Raw genomic sequence first — 20,187 nt, 5'->3', positions numbered from 1 at the left:
CGGTCATCGCACGGTCCCTCCCAAATACTTCATGATCGACTCGACGTCTTTGTCGCCGCGGCCGGACAAATTCGCGACGATGATTTGATCCTTGGACATCGTCGGCGCCAGCCGGAGTACGTGCGCGATCGCATGTGCCGATTCGAGCGCCGGAATGATGCCCTCCTTCCGGGAGAGCAGCTGCAGCGCCTCGAGCGCTTCCGCGTCGCTGGCAGGGACGTACTCCGCCCGTCCGATGTCCTTCAAGTACGAGTGCTCCGGACCGATGCCCGGATAGTCGAGTCCCGCGGAGATCGAATGCGCCTCTTGCACTTGGCCGTGCTCGTCCTGCAGCAGATAGCTCATCGAGCCTTGGAAGACGCCTGCCGTCCCGTGCGTCATCGTCGCGGCGTGCCGCTCCGTATCGACGCCTTCGCCGGCCGCCTCGACGCCGATCAATCGCACGTCGGCGTCGTCCACGAACGGGTAGAAGATGCCCATCGCGTTGCTGCCGCCGCCGACGCAGGCGACGATCGCGTCAGGCAGCCGGCCGTGGTCCCTAAGCATCTGCGACTTCGTCTCGTCGCCGATAATGCGCTGGAAGTCGCGCACCATCATCGGATACGGGTGCGGCCCGACGACGGAGCCGAGAATGTAGAACGTGTCGTCGACGTGGCTGACCCAATAACGAAGCGCTTCGTTGCCCGCGTCCTTCAGCGTGCGCGAGCCCGACGTGACCGGAACGACTTCCGCGCCGAGCAGGTTCATCCGGAACACGTTCAACTGCTGTCGCTTCGTGTCTTCTTCGCCCATGAACACTTTGCACTCCATGCCGAGCAGCGCCGCGATCGTCGCGGACGCGACGCCGTGTTGGCCCGCGCCGGTTTCGGCGATGACCTTCTTCTTGCCCATCCGCTTCGCGAGCACGCCTTGCCCGATCGTGTTGTTGATCTTATGAGCGCCTGTGTGATTCAGGTCTTCCCGCTTCAGGTAGATGCGCGCCCCGCCGAGATGCTCGGAGAGCCGTTCCGCGTAATACAGCGGCGTCGGCCGGCCCGAATATTGTCGGTAGAGCTCCTGGACTTCCTGTTGGAACGACTCATCCTTCGAATAATGCGCGTACGCTTCCTCGAGCTCGAGAAGCGCGTTCATCAACGTCTCCGGCACGAAGCGCCCGCCGAACTTGCCGAAGCGGCCTTGATTGTCGGGAACGAACGAAATCGCCATTATGGTTTCACCCTTTTCACGAATGTACGTATCTTGTCTAGATCCTTCGCGCCGTCCGTCTCCACGCCGCTCGAGACGTCGACGCCGTCGACGATGCCCGCGGCGAGCAGTTCGCCGACGTTCCCCTCGTGCAATCCGCCAGCGGCGAACAACGGAATGCCTTGCGCCTGCGTCCATCGCCGATACGCCGGGATCACGTCCCAGCGGAACGTCCGCCCCGTGCCGCCGCCGACGACGGGATCGAAGGTATCCAGCAGCAAGGCGTCGAGCAAATCGCCGTACGGCGCGAGGCGCGCCTCGACAGCGTCGTCGCCGTGCTCCGCCTCGCCCGCGATGCCCATCACCTTCCACACCGCGACGCCAGGGAACCGGGAGCGGCACTCGCGCACGAACGCCGGCGATTCCGCGCCGTGCAGCTGCAGCACGTCGAGCGGCGAGTCGGCGAGCAGCGCTTCGAGCTCCTCGATCGTCGGGTCGACGAACACCCCGACGAACTTCTGCCGCCCGCCGGCGGCCCGCATCGCCTCGATCATGACGCGCGCGTCTTCCGCCGTTACGCGGCGCTTGCTCGTCGCGACGAACATGAAGCCGATGTAATCGATCGCGAGCGGCGCGGCGGAGGCGGCGGTCGCCGCGTCCCGCAGGCCGCACACCTTCAGCAGCGGCGCGCTCATCGCGCGGCCGGCTCGCCCATGAGCGCGGCGACCGCCTCGGCTACGTCCGGCTGGCGCATGAAGTGCTCTCCGACGAGCACCGCGCGGGCGCCGGCCGCGGAGACGCGCGCCACGTCCTCCGGCTTCGAGAGGCCGCTCTCGCTGATGACGAAGCGATCCTTCGGGATCGTCCGAAGCAGCTCCTCCGTCACCGCGAGATCGGTCGCGAACGTCTTTAAATTTCTATTGTTGATGCCCACGAGATCGGCGCCGAGCTCCAGAGCGACGTCCAGCTCCTCGCGGTCGTGCACCTCGACGATCGCGTCCAGGCCCAGCCCCGCCGCTTCCGAGAGGAAGGAGCGAAGCTCTTCCTTCGACAAGATCGCCGCGATGAGCAAGATCGCGTCCGCCCCGATCGCGCGAGCTTCGTAAATATGAATCGGATCGATCGTGAAGTCTTTCCGCAGCAAGGGCAGACCGACCGCGGCGCGAACCGCGGTCAAGTACGAGTTAGCGCCTTGGAAGTGCGGCTCGTCCGTCAAGACGGACAAGCAGTCCGCGCCCGCTCGCTCGTACGCCTCGGCGATCGCCACCGGATCGAAGTCGGGGCGGATCAGCCCCTTCGACGGCGACGCCTTCTTCACTTCGGCGATGAGCCCCATCGGCCGGTTCGCGCGCTCGACGAGCGCCGATCGAAACCCTAGCGTCGCCGGCATGGCCGCGATGTTCCGCTCCAGCTCGGCGACGCTCGTCGACGACTTCAGCCGCTCGACTTCTTGTTTTTTTACCGCTACGATCTTATCGAGAAACATGTCTCAGCGCCTCCGTCGTCTTCACCAATTGGTCCAGCTTGCGCGCCGCGGCGCCCGAATCGATCGCGTCCGCGGCACGCTTCACGCCTTCCTGCAGCGTGCCGCTCAGGCCGGACACATAGAAGCATGCGCCCGCGTTCGCAAGCACGATGTCGCGGTACGGCCCCTTCTCGCCGGAGAGGACGATGCGCACCTTCTCGGCGTTCTCCGCGGCGTCTCCGCCGACGATGTCGGCCACGGCGCACGGCCGCAGCCCTAGATCGTCCGGCGTAATATCGTACGTCCGGAGGTGGCCGTCCTTCAGCTCCGTCACCCGCGTCGGCGCCGATAAGCTTATTTCGTCCAGACCGTCGTGGCTGCCGACGACGAGCGCCCGCACGGTCCCGAGCTTGCGAAGCACATGGGCCATCAGCTCCGTCTTCTCCCGGTCATAGACGCCGAGCAGCTGCCGGTCCGCGCCGGCGGGATTCGTTAACGGTCCGAGCAGGTTAAACACCGTGCGGAAGCCGAGCTCCTTCCGGGGCGCCGCGGCATGCCGCATCGACGGGTGGTACACTTGGGCGAACATGAAGCAAAGCCCCGCCTCGCGAAGGCATTCCGCCGCTTGTTCCCGGCCGAGCTCGATGTTCACGCCGAGCGCCTCCAATACGTCGGCGCTGCCGCTCTTGCTCGACATCGCCCGGTTGCCGTGCTTCGCGACGCGTACGCCGCCCGCGGCGGCGACGAGGGCGGCCGTCGTCGAAATATTGAACGTATGCTGACCGTCGCCGCCGGTGCCGCACGTATCGAGCAGCCCCTCCTGCAGCGTCGGAACGCGGTTCACGCGCGACCGCATGCCTTCCGCGAAGCCGGCGACCTCCTCGGCCGTCTCGCCCTTCACCCGAAGCAAAGAGAGCAGCCCTCCGATCTGAGCGGGCGTCGCCTCGCCGTCCATGATCGTCCCCATGACTTCTTGCGCTTCCGTCCGCGTCAGCGGCCTTCCGTCCAGCAGCGTCGCGAGCGCAGACTTCATTACCGATTCGCTCATCGTCCGTCCCCTCCCCTAGGGCTTTGCGTAGTAGTCTTGATTCACGGTGACCGATTCGCGGTTCGAGGCGCCGAAGATGCTCTCGGCCGTCTTGATGGCCGTCAGACTCGCCTTCGCCTTGTTCACCGTCTCCTCGTATTCCTTCTCCGGCACGGAATCCCAGACGATGCCCGCGCCGGCCTGCACGTACGCCTTGCCCTCGCGGAAGACGATCGTCCGGATCGTGATGCACGTGTCGAGGTTGCCCGAGAAGCCTAAGTATCCGATCGCTCCGGCGTACGCGCCGCGCGCTTCCTGTTCCAGCTCCGCGATGATTTCCATCGCCCGCAGCTTCGGCGCGCCCGACACCGTTCCCGCCGGCATGCACGATAGGAAGGCGTCGTAGAAATCTTTATCCTCCCGCATCGTGCCGGAGACGTTCGAGACGATATGCATGACGTGCGAGTAACGTTCGATCTCCATGTAAGCGTCGACCTTCACCGTGCCCGGCACGGACACGCGGCCGATGTCGTTGCGTCCGAGGTCGACGAGCATCAGATGCTCCGCGAGCTCCTTCTCGTCGGCGAGCAGCTCTCGCTCGAGGGCCGCGTCCGCTTCCGCCGACTTGCCCCGCGGTCTCGTCCCCGCGATCGGCCGGGTTTGCACCTTGCCGCCTTCGACGCGGACGAGCAGCTCCGGCGACGCGCCGACGATGCGCTCTTCGCCCATTTTCAAATAATACATGTAAGGGGACGGATTCATCGTCCGCAGCACGCGGTACACGTGCAGCGGGGAGACGGCGGTTTCCATCTCGAATCTTTGCGACAACACCACTTGGAAAATGTCCCCGGCGCGAATGTACTCCTTCGCCTTGACGACGTTCGCGAGGAACGCTTCCTTCGTTAAATTCGACTTGAGCTCCTCGGCTCGAATCGCCGCCGGTTCCTGCGGCGATCGCGGCGTGAACGCGTTGACCGCCGTCCCTCCGCCGCCCTGCAATCTCGCGATCGTCGCGTCGATTCTCGCTTCCGCGTCGCGGTACGCTTCGTCCAGCCGAGCTTCGTCTGCGCCATGCGGCACGTGCGCGTTGGCGACGACGACCATATGCTGCTTCAAGTGGTCGAACACGATCAGTTGGTCGCAGAACATAAATTGCACGTCGTTCATCTTCAGATCGTCGACGCGATGCGGCGGCAGCTTCTTCTCGTAATACCGGAGCAGATCGTAGCCGAAAAATCCGACGGCCCCGCCCATGAACCGAGGAAAGCCGTCGTACTGCGGGCTTCGGTATTGGTCCAGCATCCCGCGAAGGAAATCGACCGGCTGCTCCGCATACGTCTCGTACGTGCCGCGGCGCTCGACCTCGAGCGTGCCTTCCTTGCCTCGGACGACGAGGAACGGGTCCGTGCCGATGAACGAATACCGGGCCCACTTGGCCCCGCCCTCGACGCTCTCGAGCAAGAACGCGTGCGGCTCCTCGCTGAACTGCTGGAACACGCGGATCGGCGTCTCCGTGTCGGCGAGCAGCGTGCGCGTCACCGGAATCAAGTTGTAATCGCGGGCGAACCGCCCGAACGATTCGCGATCTGGGTACATCATAGGAACGCCTCCGTCTCGTGATTGCCGCGCAAGAGCCTGAAAAACAACGAAAGGCCTCTACGGAACGTAGAGGCCGGTGGATTCATTATCAATGGAAAAGGAAGCATGCCCTCCTGCCGTCTAGGTCGCGCATCGCGGCAACGCGAAGCGACGTCCGCCCGGATTCGGGGTACGCTTATCTCTCGTCTCGACTGATCTCCACTCATCTAAAAAACTCGCTAGGCTCTACTCGGCTACCTCCCACTATACACCAACGGTCCGTTCGCGGTCAACGCCTTGCTAAATCCGGCCGCAATACCCGCGCTTCGTTCAAGTACACGTGATTCATTTCCTTCTGGGTTTTCGTCGTATTGACGGTAACGAGCAAGCGGATGCACAGCGGCAGCGCGCCCTTCACCGGGATTTCCAGGCCGCACATGAGCGGAACGAGGTCCCAGCCTTCCATGCCGCGGATCGCCCGGGCCGGGAACGTCGCGTCCAGATCGTTCGTGACCGTGATATAGACGTAAGCGATGTCTTCGGGCGAGAGCCCGTTCTCCGCGATGATCGTCGACAGCAGCTCCGCCGTAGCGTGTAATATTTCCCGTTCCTCGTTATGTTCTACCGTCGTCGCTCCCCGAATTCCCCTGCAGTACATTTACTCGCTCTCCCCTTGTTTCAACGATTCGACGACGTCTCGCACGAGCGTCGACGCAATGCCCTTCGCGATGTCGACCGCGCCGATCTCCTGCGGAAGCACGAATACCATCTGGCCTCCGCGGAACTTCTTGTCGTGCATCATCGCTTCCATGATCGCGTCCGTATCGAAGTGCGCCGGCAGCGCTACGGGGAGCCCGAGCTTCGCGAGGAGCTTCCGCGTCGGCCCGTAGACCGGCTCCTTCGCGACGCCGAGCTTCTCGGCCAGACGCGCGGACCCGCACATCCCGATCGAGATCGCTTCCCCATGCGTCAGTTCGCCGTATCCGGCGACCGCCTCGAGCGCATGTCCGATCGTATGCCCGAGATTAAGAATCGCCCGGAGGCCGCCTTCCCTCTCGTCTTGAGAGACGACCCGCGCCTTCACGCCGCAGCCGACGTAGAGCGCGTAAGCGAGCGCCTCCGGGTCGAGCGCGAGCAGCTTCTCCGCGTTCTCGTCGCACCAGAGAGCGAACGCGCGGTCCTTGATGAGACCGTGCTTCGCCACCTCGGCGAGCCCCGAGCGGACTTCCCGGGCGGGAAGCGACCGCAGCGTCTCCGTATCGTAGAGCACGAACTCCGGTTGATGGAACGCGCCGATTATGTTCTTGGCGAGCGGATGATTGACCGCCACCTTGCCGCCGACGCTCGAGTCGTGCGCCAGGATCGTCGTCGGCGCCTGCACGAAGCGGACGCCTCTCATGTACGAGGCCGCGGCGAAGCCCGCGAGATCGCCCACGACGCCGCCGCCAAGAGCGACGATCGTCGAATCGCGGTCGAGCCCGGTCTCGAGCGCCGTCGTCACGACGTCGCCGAGCACCTCAAGCCGCTTCGCCTGCTCTCCCGATTCGATGACGTGGCTCGCGGCTTCGTAGCCCGCTTCTCTCAACGACGCGACGACTCGCTCCAAGTACAACGGCGCGATCTTCTCGTCGGTGACGACGAGAATCGGCGACTTCTTCGGCAGTCCGTGCTTCTCCGCCGTCCGTCCGAAGCCGGCGAGCAGCCCTTCCCCGATATAGATCGGATACGATCGCTCGCCCAGCTCGACGACCAGCTCTCGCGATGGGTTGCCGCTCATCCTAGTAATCCTTCACGTACGCGAGGTACGAATCGTAGTTTCGACGCATCTCCTCGATCGAGTCGCCGCCGAACTTCTCGACCATCGCCCGCGCGACTTCCCAAGCGACGACGTTCTCCATGATGACGCCGGCCGCCGGCACCGCGCACGTATCGGAACGCTCCACCTGGGCGGTGAACGCTTCCTTCGTGTCGATGTCGACGCTCGCTAACGGCTTGTAAAGCGTCGATATCGGCTTCATGACCCCGCGAACGACGATCGGTTCGCCGGTCGTCATGCCGCCCTCGAAGCCGCCGGCGCGATTCGTCGGCCGCACGAAGCCTTTGGTTTCGTCGAAGTGGATGGCGTCGTGCACCTTCGAGCCGCGCAGCTTCGCCGCTTCGAAGCCGATGCCGATCTCGACGCCCTTGAACGCCTGGATCGACACGACCGCCTGCGCGATGCGCCCGTCCAGCTTGCGGTCCCACTGCACGTGGGAACCGAGGCCGATCGGCGCGCCTTCGACGATCGCCTCGACGATGCCGCCGAGCGTGTCGCCGTCGGCCTTCGCCGCGTCGATCGCCGCGATCATCTTCTCTTCGGTCGCCTTGTCGACGACGCGAACCGGCGACGCTTCCGTCAGCGCGATCAGCTCGTCGAGCGGGAGGTCGTTCGCCGGCGCTTCCACTTCGCCGATCCGGACGACTTGGCCGCCGACCGCGATGCCGAAATGGGCGAGCAGCGCCCGAGCCACGCCTCCGACCGCGACGCGGACCGTCGTCTCCCGCGCGCTCGAGCGCTCGAGAATGTTCCGAAGATCCCGCTGATTGTATTTGATGCCGCCGGACAAATCCGCGTGGCCGGGACGCGGGCGATTGACGCGCCGCTTCGCTTCCGAATCTTCCTCCACCGGCTCGATGCCCATGACGGACGTCCAGTTTTTCCAATCTTTGTTATATACGACCAGCGCGATCGGCGCTCCCGTCGTCTTCCCGTGACGGACGCCGCCGACGATGGCGACCTCGTCCTTCTCGATTTGCATCCGACGGCCTCTGCCGTGGCCCTTCTGGCGCCGCGCCAACTGCTCGTTGATGAATTCCGCCGTCAACGGCACATTGCTCGGCATCCCCTCGATAATGACCGTCAGCTGCGGTCCATGCGTCTCCCCCGCCGTTAAATACCTCACAACCGGTTCCTCCTTTTGTCTGCCCCAGCCCGACCCCGTACTCTTCGAGACTTTAACGCTTTTATGCGCGAATGCGTTTTGAACTATTATAAGTTAATCTATCATCCTTGGCAAGAAAACGAAACCCCCGGAAGCCATGCTTCCGGGGGTTTTGGGCTGCGAATCAAACCGTCTTCGCTGCGGATTTCGGCAAGGCGAACGGCTTCGTTTCGGACATCGACGGATCGTTCACCAGCTTCATGATCTGCGGCGAGTCGATGCCCAAAATTTGCGCGCATTCTTGAATCGTTAGAAACCCGCGGCGATAAGCGGTTATTACTTTGCGTTTGTCCATTCTCGGATGGCTCCTCCTGACCAAGTAAACAGTTCCGTAGTCCTAGTATAGGAATTGTTGGAAATGCTTATACATGGTCGGCGGCCGTCGTTTTTCGATAGAAGAACGTATCGGCCGACGCGAGTCCGTATTGGCCCGGCGTAAAAATTTGCTCCGTCGAGCCGACGAATAAGATGCCGCCGGGACGCAGCGCCTCCGCGAACTTCCGATACAGCAGCGTCTTGGCGTCGTCCGTGAAGTAAATCATGACGTTGCGGCAGATGATGAGATCGTATCCCGTATCGAAGGCGTCGGTCAACAGATTGCCCTTCGCGAACGACACGCCCCGCTTCAGCTCGTCGGCTACGAAATACGATTCGCCTTCCCGGCGGAAGTACGCGTCGATATAAGGCTTCGGCACGTCCTTCAGGCTCCGTTCGTGGTAGACGCCGAGCTTCGCCTTCGCGAGCGCGTTGTCGTCGATGTCGGTGGCGGCGAGCTTCGCGTCCGGAAGCGCTCCTCGCCTCGCCAGGATCATCGCGAGCGAATACGGCTCCTCGCCCGTCGAGCATGCGGCGCTCCAGCACTTCAACCGTCTCGAATGCTGCAGCATCTCCGGGATGAACTTGTTCTCGAGCACTTCCCACCGGTTCGGATTGCGCCAAAACTCCGACACGTTGATCGTCATCCGGTCGAGCAGCTCGGCGAGCAGCTCCTTATCCCGCTGAACCGCCTGAAAATACGTCGCGAACGTGTCGTATCCCCTTCGCTGCCGCAGCGTCGTGAGACGCCGTTTCATCTGAGCTTCCTTATACAAAGCTAGGTCGATCCCCGTCAACCCTTTAAATCCGGCGACGAACGCGGCGAAATCCGGATCGTATTCCCCTTCGCGTCCCTCTTCTCCCATGCGGTCCCCACCTCCCGAGGCGAGCGGCGTTTCGTTAAATCCAGCGGTTGATCGCCTTGTCGTAGCCGAGCAATTCTTCCGGCTTGAAGAAGTTGCCGATCTCCCGCTCCGCGCTCTCCGGGCTGTCGGAGCCGTGGATCAAGTTTTTCGGCGTGTGCGCCGCGAAATCGCCGCGAATGGTGCCCGGCTGGGAATCCATCACGTTCGTCTTGCCCATCATGAGACGGGACAGCGCGATAACGTCGTCGCCTTGCCATACCATGCCGAACACCGGACCGGACGTAATGAAATCGACCAACTCGCCGAAGAACGCCTTCTCCTTATGCTCCTCGTAATGGAATTCCGCTTGCTCGCGCGTCACCTGCATCAGCTTCGCGCCGACGAGCTGGAAGCCCTTGCGCTCGAAGCGAGCCACGATTTCGCCGATCAGTCCGCGTTGGACGCCGTCCGGTTTGACCATTAAGTACGTTCTTTGCATTGTGATTCCTCCAAGTATATGTATGTTTTTTTAAAACTCCAAGGAAAAAGTCAATGCGAGCGATCCGCGATAAATTTGGCGATCGCGACGAAATCTTTCTTCGCCGGGATGTCCGGCAGTTCGTTCAGCGCGCCGATCGCCTTGTCGATGTACCGATGCGACAGCTCGTCGGCTTCGCGGATGCCCGGGCTCTTCCGGACGAGCTTCAGCGCCTGCTTCAGCGCGTCTTCGTCCGGCGTCGTTCCGCGCGTCGCGGCTTCCACAGCCTCCCTGACGCGCGCGTCGCGCATCGCGCATAGGACCGGCAGCGTAATGTTTCCCTGCCGCATGTCGCTCCCCGGCGGCTTGCCGAGCTGCTTCTCGGTCCCGGTCAAATCGAGGATGTCGTCCCGAATTTGGAACGCCATGCCCGCGTTGTACCCGAATTTGTACAACCGGTGAGACAACGGCACCGATACGCCGGCGGCCAGGGCGCCCAACTGGCAGGAGACGGCGATGAGCAGCGCCGTCTTCCGACGGATGCGGAGCAAGTAATCGCGGACCGACTGGTCCAACCGGTAGAACAGGCGGAACTGCTCCATCTCGCCGATCACCATCTGTACCATCGCTTTGGACAAGATGCGGTGAATGTCGGGCCGTTCCAAGTTCGCCGCGACATCGAGCGCCTTGCCGAGGATGTAGTCGCCGGTATACATGGCGATCCGCTCGTCCCACTTCGCCTTGACGGTCGGCTGCCCCCGGCGCGTCGCGGCGTCGTCGATGACGTCGTCGTGCACGAGCGTCGCCATATGGATCAGCTCCAGAGCGACGGCCACGTGCGACAGCCGTTCGATGTCGTACCGGCCGAAGCGGCCGGACAACAGGACGAAGATCGGCCGAATCCGCTTGCCTCCCGCCTTCAGCAGGTGCAGCGAAGCGTCGTTGAGCTCCGCTTCCTCGGTGCGGACGCTGCCCTCCAACTTCCGCTCGATATATTGGATGTCGTCTTGCATTTTCGCGTATATGTCCAATAGCTTCATTCATTCACCTGCGTTACGTTGGGATTTCGCCATACCCGCAGCGGCGGCGCGGAGTCGAGAAAGCCGAGGTCGTGCGCGAAGCGGAAATACAGCTCGAGTCCTTGACGCTGCGATTCCCCGAAATCGTAGTCGAGCCCCCCGAAGTACCCTCGCCAAAACTCCCGATCCTCCCCGACCCTCCGCGACGCTTCGTCCAACAGATCGTCCGGAAGACGCTTGCCGAGCCGCTTGGACGCAAGGAGCGCTTCGTGCACCAGCGCCGCGTCCTGCGCCCGCTCCGCCGCCCACGCTTCCCGAACGGCCCACACCGCGAACGTCATGCCGAACCCCGTCCATTCCGTCCAGAGCGTGCACAGGTCGTACCGGTGGTAGCCCCGAGCTTCCGCAGGGCGGCTTGCGCGGATCGCGTCGTCGCCGATCAACAGCGCGGCGTCGCACGTACTCATCATCGTATCCAAAATCGGCGACATATCTACATAGGTCGGCGTAAATTCGAAACGCTTCGCCATAATAATCTTAAGCAAGTGCACGGTCGTCGCGGACGTCGTCGCGAGCGCGATCCGTTCCGGCAGCGCTTCCTCGAGCGGACGCTTCGTAAATAAGAAGAGCGAGCCGACCGATCCCTTCGCCCCGACGGACAGCTCCGGCAGAAGCAGCAGCTTGTCCGCGTGCTTCGCGTACGCGAACGAGGAGATCGACGCGACGTCGATCTCTCCGCGGGACAGCGCGGCGTTCAACTCCGTCGGCGTCCGCGTCGTCACCTCGATGCGCGACTCGAGACCCGCGGGCGGAAAGCCGTAAAACACGGGCCATACGTTCGTAAATACGATCTTCCCGAGGCGAATGTCTCGCTGCCGTTCCGTCTCTTCATTCTGCCTCGTCATGCGGCGATCCCTCTCCCCAACGTCGATACAATTCATGATCGATGCCCATGCTGTCCAGCGTCTTGCCGACCATGAAGTCGACGAGCTCCTCGACGGTCTGAGCGCGATGATACAACCCCGGACTCGCCGGAACGATGCTCACGCCCATCCGGGCGAGCTTCAGCATGTTCTCCAGATGGATCGCATGCAGCGGCGTCTCCCGCGGCACGAGCACAAGCTTTCTGCCTTCCTTCAGCGTCACGTCGGCCGCCCGTTCCAACAAGTTGTCGGACAACCCGTGAGCGATCGCCGCGAGCGTCCCCATCGAGCACGGCGCGACGACCATGCCGTTCACTCGGAACGTGCCGCTGGCGACCGCCGCGCCGATATCTTGGATCGGATAATACGTCGCTCGCGCGTTCCGACCCGCGAACTTCGTTTCGATCGTCGCCGCGCGCTTCGCCGCGTCCCAATCGAGCTCTTCCTTCAACACGCGCCATCCTGCGTCCGTGATAAGAAGATGGACGGGATACGCCATATCGAGCAGCCGCTCGACCAATCGAACGCCGTACGCCGCCCCGCTGGCGCCGGTCAGCCCTACGATCCATCCGCGCTTCGCCGCCGACTCGCTCATAGTACCGCCACGTCGATCAGCGTGAACGTGAACATGACCATGCTGAGAATCCCGTTCATCGTCATGAAGGCGGTGTTAATGCGGGACAGATCGTTCGGCTTGACGAGCGCATGCTCGTAAAACAAGACCACATAAGCGATCGCAAGACCGATCAAATAAATCCAGTTCAGGTCCGCCATCCACCAGACGGCAACGAGGCCAACCGCCGTAACGACGTGGAAGCTCCTCGCGATCAGCAGCGCCCTGGCGACGCCGAATCGCGACGGGATCGAATGCAGCCCCTTCTCTCGGTCGAACTGGGTATCTTGGCATGCGTACAAAATGTCGAAGCCGGCCGTCCAGAAAGCGACCGTCGCGTACAGCACCAGCCCGGTCAAGTCGAAGGCTCCGGTGACCGCGATCCAGCCGCCGAGCGGACCGAGACCGATCGTTAAGCCCAGCACGACATGGCAAAGCCAGGTAAAGCGCTTGGTGTAAGAATAGAACGTCAAGAAAAAGACGGCGACCGGCAGCATCCACACGCACAGCGGGTTCAATTGCGACGCAGCGTAAAACAACAACACGAATGAAATGACGATAAAGATCAGGACTTCCTTCTTGGACAGCAGACCCGCGGGAATGGCGCGGAGCGCGGTACGCGGATTCTCCGCGTCGATGGCGGCGTCGATCAACCGATTGAGGCCCATAGCGGCGCTGCGCGCGCCGACCATCGCCAGCGTGATCCAGCCGATCGTCGGCCAGGAAGGCAGCGAATCGTTCAGCGCGATCGATGCCAGAATCGCTCCCATGTAAGCGAATGGGAGGGCGAAGATCGAATGCTCGAACTTGATCATCTCTAAGAACACTTTGATTTTATTCATTTCCCGTTACACCTTCGTTCCGATATGCAGCGCTGCGACGCCCATGAAGAACGCGCGGGACTTCACGTCCGCCAGTCCCGCCTGTCGGAAGCGCTCCTCGAGCTCCTCCCGTCCGGGGAACGCCGCGAGCGATTCGGGCAGCCACTTGTATTGCTCGTACCGCTTGACGAACCACTTCGCGAGCCGCGGCAAAATATGCTCGAAATACAAATAATACACCGTCCGGAACGGCTCCGCCGTCGGCTTGGACGTCTCTAGACAGACGACCTTGCCGCCGGGCTTCACGACCCGCGCCATCTCCTTCAAGACGACGTCGAGGTCGGGCACGTTGCGCAGCCCGAAGCCGATCGTCGCGAAGTCGAACCGATCGTCCTCGAACGGCAGCGCCATGGCGTTGCCTTGGACGAGCTCGATCGTCCCGTCGAGCCCCTCCTTCTCAACCTTGGCGCGTCCGATCTCCAGCATGTTGCGGCTGAAGTCGAGTCCGACGATCTCGCCGGTCCCGCTCGCCTTGGCGAGGGCGATCGTCCAATCGCACGTGCCGCAGCATAGATCGATCGCCGACTGCCCCGGCTTCACGTCCATCCGCCGCATCGTGTACTCCCGCCACGCCTTGTGCCGGCGGAAGCTGATGACATCGTTCATCAGGTCGTAATTCGGAGCGATCGTCTCGAATACCGAATGAACATGCTTCTCTTTGTTTCGTACGCTCACCGCGTTCACCTCATATTTCTTGCGCTCTGGTTGTATGCCCGCGGGCGAGCAGCGGCTCGGCGAGGCGATGCAGCTCCTCCGCGAGCTTGTCCGACCCGATGCCGCGCAGCAGATGCCGGAGCTCCAAGATCTTCGAATCCCACCGGTCCGTCAGCCGTCCGATCAAATTATACTTGATCAATACGGACTGGAGCCGGGATTCGTCGATCTTCCCTCCGACGAACAAATCCACTTCTTCCGTCGTGCCGTGCTCGACGACGTACCAATACGCGAAGCCGTCCTTCACGTTGTCCGGCCGCACCCGGCCGAGCTCGCTGGCGATCAGCTCGCATTCGGCGATCGCGCGCAAAATCGCGGGGCAGGACTTGCGGTACATAACGTCCATCCAGGAAGAGAACGTCGCGAACAAGTGCGTGTTGATGTCTACCGTGGCGCGGACGTATTCCTCCGCGGTCAGCAGCAGCCGCTTCGCCTTGAGGTACAGGTTCATCTTCAATCGATTTACGTCGCATACCGCCTGCGAGACGAGCTTAATCGTCTGCACGCTCTCCGCCTGCGACAACAGCTGGTAAAACCGGCTGCTGAAATAATCGCCGGCGAGCACCGTCATCTGCCGACGGCGCGTCTCGCCATTGCCGTCCACGAGCTCGTGCGTGTCGAGCCCGTGCTGCATGAGCGACACGGCGAGACCGATCGCTTCCTGCAGCTTGGGATGCGTCGACGTCGAAGCGGCGTATTGCAAAAACGCGGTCAGCACGTTCGAACGAAGCTCCGGATATTCCGGCAGCTTCGTGTGCGTGCTGATCAAGTCATGCTCGGTATACTTTTTGGCTGTTTCCTTAAATCCGTCCATGCGTGTCCAGGCACTCCTCCGATGTCGTCCTTCGTTCGCATTCATTCTTGACATTATAGCATAACGATATTACGGACGCACGGCGAGCCGCGCGCGGCGGCGCTAAGGAGCGAGCTCGCGCCATCGGTCGGTGGCCGTCAGCCGCATCTTCGCTTCGAGCCAGGCGTCCGGCATCGGTTCGCCGTCTCGAAGCCGCTGCAGCTCCGTCGCGCTGAACTCGGATTTCGCCCCGGACAACGCAAGCAGCAGCTTCGCGCCGCTGCCTTCGCGCTCCGGCTCCAGCACGCGCACGAAGACGCGGGATATATTGTCCGACTTCGCCAGCGCGAGGCCCGCGACGGCGCCCATGTCGGCGCGGATCGACGCCTCGTCGATCGGCTCGCCGGAGAGGGCGAGGTCGATTTCCAGCAAGGACGATCGGACCGACACTCTTCGAATTTCGGCCGTTAAGCCGAGATCGACCAACGCGTCGACGACCGTCTCCGGCGTCAGCGCGCCGGTCGTCCGATCGCTGAAGACGGTCATCGGTTCGCCGCTCGGCGACAGCACGCTGCCGTCGAGCTCGCCGACCCAAGATATCAACAACGAGATGGCGACGGCCAGCGCCGCCGCCGTACCGATCCGAATGAACGCTTTCATAAAGACTTGCCCCTTCCGATCCTTTTAAAACATTGTACAAATGAAAAAGGCAGGCTATGCCTGCCGTTTGTCCAACATTTTCAAAAGTCGGAAGCGTTCGAACCGCCTGAAGAAATCAGGCGTCCGTCTCGATCGTGCCGTATTTCGTCATGACGACGGCTTTGCCTCGAATTTTCACCGCGGACGTATGATCCGTAAACTGAGCGATCATTACTTCGCCTTTATCCAGCTTCTCGGTGTGATGAAACCGGGTGTCCGCTCCTCTGGTAAGACCGATGACATGGACCCCGTTCTCCTTCGCCTTCACGACGAAGTAATCGTTCTGGCCGCTTTCCATTGGCGACTCCTCCTATGGACGACTTGTCGAATCCGGGGAAAAAGAAAGAGACACCGGCTTCGACGATGTCTCTATCATGGTCGGAGTAACAGGATTCGAACCTGCGACCTCACCCACCCCAAGGGTGCGCGCTACCGGGCTGCGCCATACCCCGAAACTGCAAGGATAAACGGCATCGCCGTCCTCTAAGGACGATATCCGTTTACCGGGACGATTCAGGCGTTACATCCGGAGGATATACATTCTGAATCGTGAACACAAATGCTATTATAGCAAGTTCCCAAATAACAGTAAAGGGCCGCGAACTGAAATCGTCCACGGCCTCTCCTCAATCCCTATGTATCGCTTATTTAATTCCGTCCTTCAGCGCCTTACCCGGCTTGAAAGCGGGAACTTTGCTCGCTGGGATGTCGATTTCTTCGCCCGTTTGCGGGTTGCGGCCTTTGCGCGCCGTACGCTCGCGAACTTCGAAGTTGCCGAAGCCGACCAATTGCACCTTGTCGCCGTTCTGCAGCGCGTCGGCGATCGAGTCGAACACGGCTTCCACCACGTTCGTTACGTCCTTCTTGGACATTTCCGTCGCTTCCGCGACCTTGGCGATCAGATCCGTCTTATTCATTCCATGTCACCTCCCAATACGCTTAAGAGTCTTACTCTTTGTCTTCACGTTTTCTATCAAGTTTATACATCCGAGGGAAGAAAACGCTGAACTTTTCCAAGGATTTCCCAAGGAAACCGGGACAATGAATATCATAAAACAAACCTATGATCCTTTGCAAGCATCTAATTTACGATGTAAAGTAAAAGACTCCCGATTCGAATGGCTTCGAATCGGGAGTCTTCGGTTCGCGAGACGCTTACAAGATGATGGCGATCAGTCCGCCGGAGCCTTCGTTGATGATGCGGGCGAGCGTCTCCTGAAGCTTATAACGCGCGTTGTCCGGCATCATCGCGAGCTTGCCCTGAATGCCCTCGCGGACGATGGAGTGCAAGGAGCGGCCGAAAATATCGGACTCCCAAATCTTGACCGGATTTTCCTCGAAATCTTGCATCAGGTACCGGACCAACTCTTCGGATTGCTTCTCCGTGCCGATGATCGGCGCGAACTCGCTCTCGACGTCGACGCGGATCATATGGATCGACGGCGCCGTCGCCTTCAGGCGAACGCCGAAACGAGAGCCTTGGCGGATGAGCTCCGGCTCGTCGAGCGCCATCTCTTCGAGAGACGGAGCGGCGATGCCGTAGCCGGTCGTCTTCACCATCTCGAGCGCCTCGGAGAATCGGTCGTACTCCCTCTTCGCGTGCGTGAACTCGACCATCATCTGCAGCAGATGATCCTTGCCGCGGATTTCGGTGCCGACGATCTCCATTAAAATCCGATCGTACAGCTCATCCGGCGCGTACAGATCGATCTCGGCGACGCCTTGCCCCATGTTCATGCCGGACAGACCCGCGCGCTCGATGAACTCGTATTCGCCGAACTGCCCGACGACGCGGTCGACGTCGCGAAGGCGGCGGATGTCCTTGACCGTCTCGCGGACCGAGTTTTCGAAGCTCGCCCGCAGCCAATGGCGCTCGTCGAGCACCATGACCCAGCTCGGCAGATTGACGTTCACTTCGTGCACCGGGAACTCGTACAGCACCTCGCGAAGCGCGCCGTAGATTTCGTCTTCGGTCATCGTGGCCACGCTGGCGGCGATGACCGGGATATCGTATTTCTCCGCCAAGGCGGAGCGCAATTCGAGCGTCTCGGGAGCGCGCGGCTTCGTCGAGTTCACGATCATAATGAACGGCTTGCCGACTTCCTTCAGCTCGTCGACGACGCGCCGCTCCGCGTCCTCGTAAGAGACGCGCGGAATGTCGGAGATCGTGCCGTCCGTCGTGATGACGACGCCCAGCGTGGAGTGCTCCTGAATAACCTTGCGGGTACCGATTTCGGCCGCTTCCTGGAACGGAATCGGATCCTCGAACCACGGCGTGGAAATCATCCGCGGCCCGTTCTCGTCTTCGTATCCTTTGGCCCCTTCCACCGCGTAGCCGACGCAGTCGACCATGCGAACGTTCACGTCGAGACCTTCCGCGACGCGAATGCGCACCGCGTGGTTCGGCACGAACTTCGGTTCGGTCGTCATGATCGTCTTGCCCGCCGCGCTCTGCGGCAGCTCGTCGATCGCGCGCGCCCTCTCCGCTTCGTTCGGGATGTTCGGAAGCACGACGGCCTCCATAAAGCGCTTGATGAATGTGGATTTACCCGTACGGACCGCTCCCACGACTCCTAGGTAAATATCGCCTCCCGTACGCTCCGCGATGTCCTTGAAAATATCGACTTTTTCCAATGAGATCTCCTCCCAGTTAGTATTGGTTTCGTCATGAGGATGTCGCCGTACGCCGCTCTAGGCAAGCCCGTGAGACGCCGGAACTCGTACATGCAAATGGACTAGTATCAATATATGTGCCATGACGGCCGTTATGACTTTTTCCTTCTGCTTTTTTTCGCCCCCTTGCCCATAGACGACGCAAACAAATCAGCCTTTTTTAGTTGTATGTTCCGAACGAACGATTATGTTTAGAAAATGAAAAACGCACGCCTTCCGTCTTACCGGAAGCGCGTGCGCCTTACGAATGAACTCGATTCGATTATTTCCCTTCCGGCGCCGTCAGCACCGGTTCGCCGTTCCTCCAGACGTACGGATACGACAGCGCCGGCGCGAGCGGAGACGCTTTCGCGAGCCATTCCCGCGCGTCTTCGCCTTCGGCGACGGGCGGTTCCGCCGCTTCGGCCGCTTGACGGGACGCTTCCATGATGTCGAGGCCGTAGTCGATCAACGTCTCTCCCGACGCATGGAGCAACACCGGCAAAATTTGATTCGTGAACGGGCTCCGGATGTCCGGCGCGTCCCGCTTCAAAGCGGCGTAATCGATCGCGAAGAAGCCCGGAGCGGTCTCGGCGCCGGCCGGCAGCTTGCCGTTCGCGTCGCGGTATCGATCGACGTCCTGCTGCAAGTCCGCGACCTGCTGCACCGCGGACAAATCCATCAGCATGACGACCGGCTCGGTCTCCGGATGAACGAGCAAATAATAGTAATGGCCTCCGGCTTCGAACGCATTCGCGGGGATGGAGCTTAACATCTCCGTCCGGACGAGCCGATTCAGGTCGATGACGTATTTCTCGAACACCGGCGTCGATTCGTCGGCGTTCTTGATCGGGTAGACGCCTCTCGCCTTGTAATAACGTTCTACCGCCGCCGCGACGCGGTCGATCTCTTCGCGGACGAACGCCGGATTCGCTTGCCTGCGCTCGATTTCTCCCCGGTACATGCACCCGGTCAGCATCGCCGCCGCAAGCAGGATGAATAGGACTCGAGACCAACGCCGAATCACCATAAGCCCCCCTCCTCTTCTTCCTTCTGCCGTTCGAGTTGGCGTCGCACGGCCGCCTTCAACGGGTCTTCGGGCACGAGAACCGTCGCGTCTTTCGTCGCCTTCGTCTGGCAGGACAACCGCTCGTCCGCGTCGTCCCCCAGCTTGCGCCGTTCGGCGTCGGTGCGCGGGGAGACGGTCGACGGATCGACTACCCTTACCTTGCACATTAGACACCCCGCGACGCCGCCGCAGCGCGTACGAACCGCGACGCCGGCCTGACGCGCCGCGGCCAGCAGCGTCGTCCCCGGACGTACGTCGATCGTCTTCCCGTCGGGTTGGAACGTTACTCGCGGCACGCGGTCGCCTCCCCGGCCGCCCCGAGGATATCGCCGGGTACGTCCAGCAGCCCGAGCAGGCGCGCGCGCCAGTTCTCGTCGAACCGGTTGTCCTCCAGAATCCGAATCAGCGCCGGCAGATGCGAAGGCAAGTCGCTCCGCATGGCCGCGGCGATCCGTTCGTACCGGTCCGGACGGTGGCGCAGCAAATTGAAAGCCAACTCGTGAGCGAGCGGCATGACGCCGATCGAAGCGCCGTTCGCATCGGCCCGCAGCGCGTACGTTCGCATCGCGCCCGCGATATCGACGCGGTACAAGGCGCCGGGCTCGCGCACCTCGAAGCCGGCGACGAGCTCCACCGTCACGCCTCCGATCGCATAGTGAGACAGCACCGAGCGATACCGTTCGGTTTCGTTGTATTGTTGTTCGTCGACCGCGAAGTCGGCGAGCGCGCGATGGAACGCGTCGGCGCCTTCGGCGTCGACGTAGATGTCCAGGTCCCGAGGCGCGGCCGCGATCGGTACTTCGTGGTACGTCAGGCCGCAGCTGCCGCCGACGAGCCACGGCGACGGCACGGACGACCAACGATCGGCCGCCGTGCGGAGCGCCTCCGCCAGCGCGGGCGGCAATTGAGCCGAAGTCATGGTTCTACCCCTCGATTCCGTTAACGTGGCT

General features: G+C 61.8%; 24 protein-coding genes and 1 tRNA gene. All 25 read right to left on the bottom strand.

What is annotated here, in order from left to right:
• Nucleotides 1-3: 3 nt before the first annotated feature.
• Complete coding sequence (gene trpB, locus FE782_RS06980) at nt 4-1,206, bottom strand: tryptophan synthase subunit beta (RefSeq protein WP_439116425.1); 1,203 nt, start codon at nt 1,204-1,206, stop codon at nt 4-6.
• Nucleotides 1,206-1,880 (bottom strand): phosphoribosylanthranilate isomerase, encoded by a 675-nt coding sequence (locus FE782_RS06975; RefSeq protein ID WP_138193346.1) that lies wholly within the window; start codon nt 1,878-1,880, stop codon nt 1,206-1,208. The genes trpB and FE782_RS06975 overlap by 1 nt, the downstream gene beginning before the upstream one ends.
• On the bottom strand, nt 1,877-2,671 hold the full coding sequence (gene trpC, locus FE782_RS06970) for an indole-3-glycerol phosphate synthase TrpC (RefSeq protein ID WP_138193345.1): 795 nt from the start codon (nt 2,669-2,671) through the stop codon (nt 1,877-1,879). Before trpC ends, FE782_RS06975 begins: the two co-directional genes overlap by 4 nt.
• A complete protein-coding gene (gene trpD / locus FE782_RS06965; RefSeq protein ID WP_138193344.1) occupies nt 2,658-3,698 on the bottom strand; it encodes an anthranilate phosphoribosyltransferase in 1,041 nt (346 codons plus the stop codon). The genes trpC and trpD overlap by 14 nt, the downstream gene beginning before the upstream one ends.
• A gap of 15 nt (nt 3,699-3,713) precedes the next feature.
• Nucleotides 3,714-5,276, bottom strand: a complete 1,563-nt coding sequence (trpE, locus tag FE782_RS06960) for an anthranilate synthase component I (RefSeq protein ID WP_138193343.1) — start codon at nt 5,274-5,276, stop codon at nt 3,714-3,716.
• Between the two features lie 268 nt (nt 5,277-5,544).
• A complete protein-coding gene (aroH, locus tag FE782_RS06955; RefSeq protein WP_138193342.1) occupies nt 5,545-5,913 on the bottom strand; it encodes a chorismate mutase in 369 nt (122 codons plus the stop codon).
• Entirely contained in the window at nt 5,914-7,032 is a 1,119-nt protein-coding gene (gene aroB, locus FE782_RS06950; protein WP_138193341.1) for a 3-dehydroquinate synthase, read from the bottom strand.
• A 1-nt stretch (nt 7,033) separates the two neighbouring features.
• Nucleotides 7,034-8,197: a chorismate synthase gene (gene aroC / locus FE782_RS06945; RefSeq protein ID WP_138193340.1), complete on the bottom strand. Its 1,164-nt coding sequence runs from the start codon at nt 8,195-8,197 to the stop codon at nt 7,034-7,036.
• A gap of 163 nt (nt 8,198-8,360) precedes the next feature.
• The gene (locus FE782_RS32560; protein WP_202914489.1) at nt 8,361-8,531 is read right to left on the bottom strand and encodes a hypothetical protein; all 171 of its coding nucleotides are present in this window, start codon (nt 8,529-8,531) and stop codon (nt 8,361-8,363) included.
• Between the two features lie 67 nt (nt 8,532-8,598).
• Entirely contained in the window at nt 8,599-9,417 is an 819-nt protein-coding gene (locus FE782_RS06940; protein ID WP_138193339.1) for a CheR family methyltransferase, read from the bottom strand.
• Between the two features lie 34 nt (nt 9,418-9,451).
• A complete protein-coding gene (ndk, locus tag FE782_RS06935; protein ID WP_138193338.1) occupies nt 9,452-9,895 on the bottom strand; it encodes a nucleoside-diphosphate kinase in 444 nt (147 codons plus the stop codon).
• 50 nt (nt 9,896-9,945) lie between these two features.
• Complete coding sequence (locus FE782_RS06930; protein ID WP_138193337.1) at nt 9,946-10,914, bottom strand: polyprenyl synthetase family protein; 969 nt, start codon at nt 10,912-10,914, stop codon at nt 9,946-9,948.
• A complete protein-coding gene (locus tag FE782_RS06925; RefSeq protein ID WP_158299275.1) occupies nt 10,911-11,798 on the bottom strand; it encodes a menaquinone biosynthetic enzyme MqnA/MqnD family protein in 888 nt (295 codons plus the stop codon). Before FE782_RS06925 ends, FE782_RS06930 begins: the two co-directional genes overlap by 4 nt.
• Nucleotides 11,782-12,411, bottom strand: a complete 630-nt coding sequence (locus FE782_RS06920; protein ID WP_138193335.1) for a UbiX family flavin prenyltransferase — start codon at nt 12,409-12,411, stop codon at nt 11,782-11,784. The genes FE782_RS06925 and FE782_RS06920 overlap by 17 nt, the downstream gene beginning before the upstream one ends.
• Nucleotides 12,408-13,271 carry a UbiA-like polyprenyltransferase gene (locus tag FE782_RS06915; protein WP_138193334.1) on the bottom strand — a complete coding sequence of 288 codons (864 nt, stop codon included), beginning with the start codon at nt 13,269-13,271 and terminating at the stop codon, nt 12,408-12,410. The genes FE782_RS06920 and FE782_RS06915 overlap by 4 nt, the downstream gene beginning before the upstream one ends.
• 6 nt (nt 13,272-13,277) lie before the next feature.
• On the bottom strand, nt 13,278-13,994 hold the full coding sequence (locus FE782_RS06910; RefSeq protein ID WP_439116424.1) for a demethylmenaquinone methyltransferase: 717 nt from the start codon (nt 13,992-13,994) through the stop codon (nt 13,278-13,280).
• Between the two features lies 1 nt (nt 13,995).
• Nucleotides 13,996-14,838, bottom strand: a complete 843-nt coding sequence (locus FE782_RS06905) for a heptaprenyl diphosphate synthase component 1 (RefSeq protein ID WP_158299274.1) — start codon at nt 14,836-14,838, stop codon at nt 13,996-13,998.
• Between the two features lie 102 nt (nt 14,839-14,940).
• On the bottom strand, nt 14,941-15,477 hold the full coding sequence (locus FE782_RS06900; RefSeq protein ID WP_138193331.1) for a hypothetical protein: 537 nt from the start codon (nt 15,475-15,477) through the stop codon (nt 14,941-14,943).
• A gap of 115 nt (nt 15,478-15,592) precedes the next feature.
• Entirely contained in the window at nt 15,593-15,814 is a 222-nt protein-coding gene (mtrB, locus tag FE782_RS06895; protein ID WP_138193330.1) for a trp RNA-binding attenuation protein MtrB, read from the bottom strand.
• A 77-nt stretch (nt 15,815-15,891) separates the two neighbouring features.
• Nucleotides 15,892-15,968 (bottom strand) — tRNA-Pro (locus FE782_RS06890).
• Nucleotides 15,969-16,160: 192 nt separating this feature from the next.
• Nucleotides 16,161-16,433 (bottom strand): non-specific DNA-binding protein Hbs, encoded by a 273-nt coding sequence (hbs, locus tag FE782_RS06885; protein WP_138193329.1) that lies wholly within the window; start codon nt 16,431-16,433, stop codon nt 16,161-16,163.
• Between the two features lie 238 nt (nt 16,434-16,671).
• Complete coding sequence (gene spoIVA, locus FE782_RS06880; protein ID WP_138193328.1) at nt 16,672-18,150, bottom strand: stage IV sporulation protein A; 1,479 nt, start codon at nt 18,148-18,150, stop codon at nt 16,672-16,674.
• A gap of 301 nt (nt 18,151-18,451) precedes the next feature.
• Nucleotides 18,452-19,198, bottom strand: a complete 747-nt coding sequence (locus tag FE782_RS06875) for a YphF family lipoprotein (protein ID WP_138193327.1) — start codon at nt 19,196-19,198, stop codon at nt 18,452-18,454.
• Nucleotides 19,192-19,533, bottom strand: a complete 342-nt coding sequence (locus FE782_RS06870) for a 2Fe-2S iron-sulfur cluster-binding protein (protein WP_138193326.1) — start codon at nt 19,531-19,533, stop codon at nt 19,192-19,194. The genes FE782_RS06875 and FE782_RS06870 overlap by 7 nt, the downstream gene beginning before the upstream one ends.
• On the bottom strand, nt 19,521-20,156 hold the full coding sequence (locus FE782_RS06865; protein ID WP_138193325.1) for a nucleotidyltransferase family protein: 636 nt from the start codon (nt 20,154-20,156) through the stop codon (nt 19,521-19,523). The genes FE782_RS06870 and FE782_RS06865 overlap by 13 nt, the downstream gene beginning before the upstream one ends.
• Nucleotides 20,157-20,187 lie beyond the last annotated feature (31 nt).

The organism is Paenibacillus antri (assembly GCF_005765165.1).
GTDB classification, from domain to species: domain Bacteria; phylum Bacillota; class Bacilli; order Paenibacillales; family YIM-B00363; genus Paenibacillus_AE; species Paenibacillus_AE antri.
The sequence above is the reverse complement of the archived record's forward strand: the minus strand, read 5'-3'. Positions and strand labels throughout refer to the sequence as shown.

Coding starts and splice junctions, on each gene's coding strand:
- FE782_RS06925 (WP_158299275.1), bottom strand. CDS start 11,798: ATGACGAGGCAGAATGAAGAGACGGAACGGCAGCGAGACATTCGCCTC.
- FE782_RS06905 (WP_158299274.1), bottom strand. CDS start 14,838: ATGGACGGATTTAAGGAAACAGCCAAAAAGTATACCGAGCATGACTTG.
- trpD (WP_138193344.1), bottom strand. CDS start 3,698: ATGAGCGAATCGGTAATGAAGTCTGCGCTCGCGACGCTGCTGGACGGA.
- FE782_RS06900 (WP_138193331.1), bottom strand. CDS start 15,477: ATGAAAGCGTTCATTCGGATCGGTACGGCGGCGGCGCTGGCCGTCGCC.
- aroB (WP_138193341.1), bottom strand. CDS start 7,032: ATGAGCGGCAACCCATCGCGAGAGCTGGTCGTCGAGCTGGGCGAGCGA.
- FE782_RS06915 (WP_138193334.1), bottom strand. CDS start 13,271: ATGAATAAAATCAAAGTGTTCTTAGAGATGATCAAGTTCGAGCATTCG.
- trpB (WP_439116425.1), bottom strand. CDS start 1,206: ATGGCGATTTCGTTCGTTCCCGACAATCAAGGCCGCTTCGGCAAGTTC.
- FE782_RS06940 (WP_138193339.1), bottom strand. CDS start 9,417: ATGGGAGAAGAGGGACGCGAAGGGGAATACGATCCGGATTTCGCCGCG.
- FE782_RS06930 (WP_138193337.1), bottom strand. CDS start 10,914: ATGAAGCTATTGGACATATACGCGAAAATGCAAGACGACATCCAATAT.
- FE782_RS06875 (WP_138193327.1), bottom strand. CDS start 19,198: ATGGTGATTCGGCGTTGGTCTCGAGTCCTATTCATCCTGCTTGCGGCG.
- ndk (WP_138193338.1), bottom strand. CDS start 9,895: ATGCAAAGAACGTACTTAATGGTCAAACCGGACGGCGTCCAACGCGGA.
- FE782_RS06920 (WP_138193335.1), bottom strand. CDS start 12,411: ATGAGCGAGTCGGCGGCGAAGCGCGGATGGATCGTAGGGCTGACCGGC.
- aroH (WP_138193342.1), bottom strand. CDS start 5,913: ATGTACTGCAGGGGAATTCGGGGAGCGACGACGGTAGAACATAACGAG.
- trpE (WP_138193343.1), bottom strand. CDS start 5,276: ATGATGTACCCAGATCGCGAATCGTTCGGGCGGTTCGCCCGCGATTAC.
- mtrB (WP_138193330.1), bottom strand. CDS start 15,814: ATGGAAAGCGGCCAGAACGATTACTTCGTCGTGAAGGCGAAGGAGAAC.
- hbs (WP_138193329.1), bottom strand. CDS start 16,433: ATGAATAAGACGGATCTGATCGCCAAGGTCGCGGAAGCGACGGAAATG.
- FE782_RS06975 (WP_138193346.1), bottom strand. CDS start 1,880: ATGAGCGCGCCGCTGCTGAAGGTGTGCGGCCTGCGGGACGCGGCGACC.
- FE782_RS32560 (WP_202914489.1), bottom strand. CDS start 8,531: ATGGACAAACGCAAAGTAATAACCGCTTATCGCCGCGGGTTTCTAACG.
- trpC (WP_138193345.1), bottom strand. CDS start 2,671: ATGTTTCTCGATAAGATCGTAGCGGTAAAAAAACAAGAAGTCGAGCGG.
- FE782_RS06865 (WP_138193325.1), bottom strand. CDS start 20,156: ATGACTTCGGCTCAATTGCCGCCCGCGCTGGCGGAGGCGCTCCGCACG.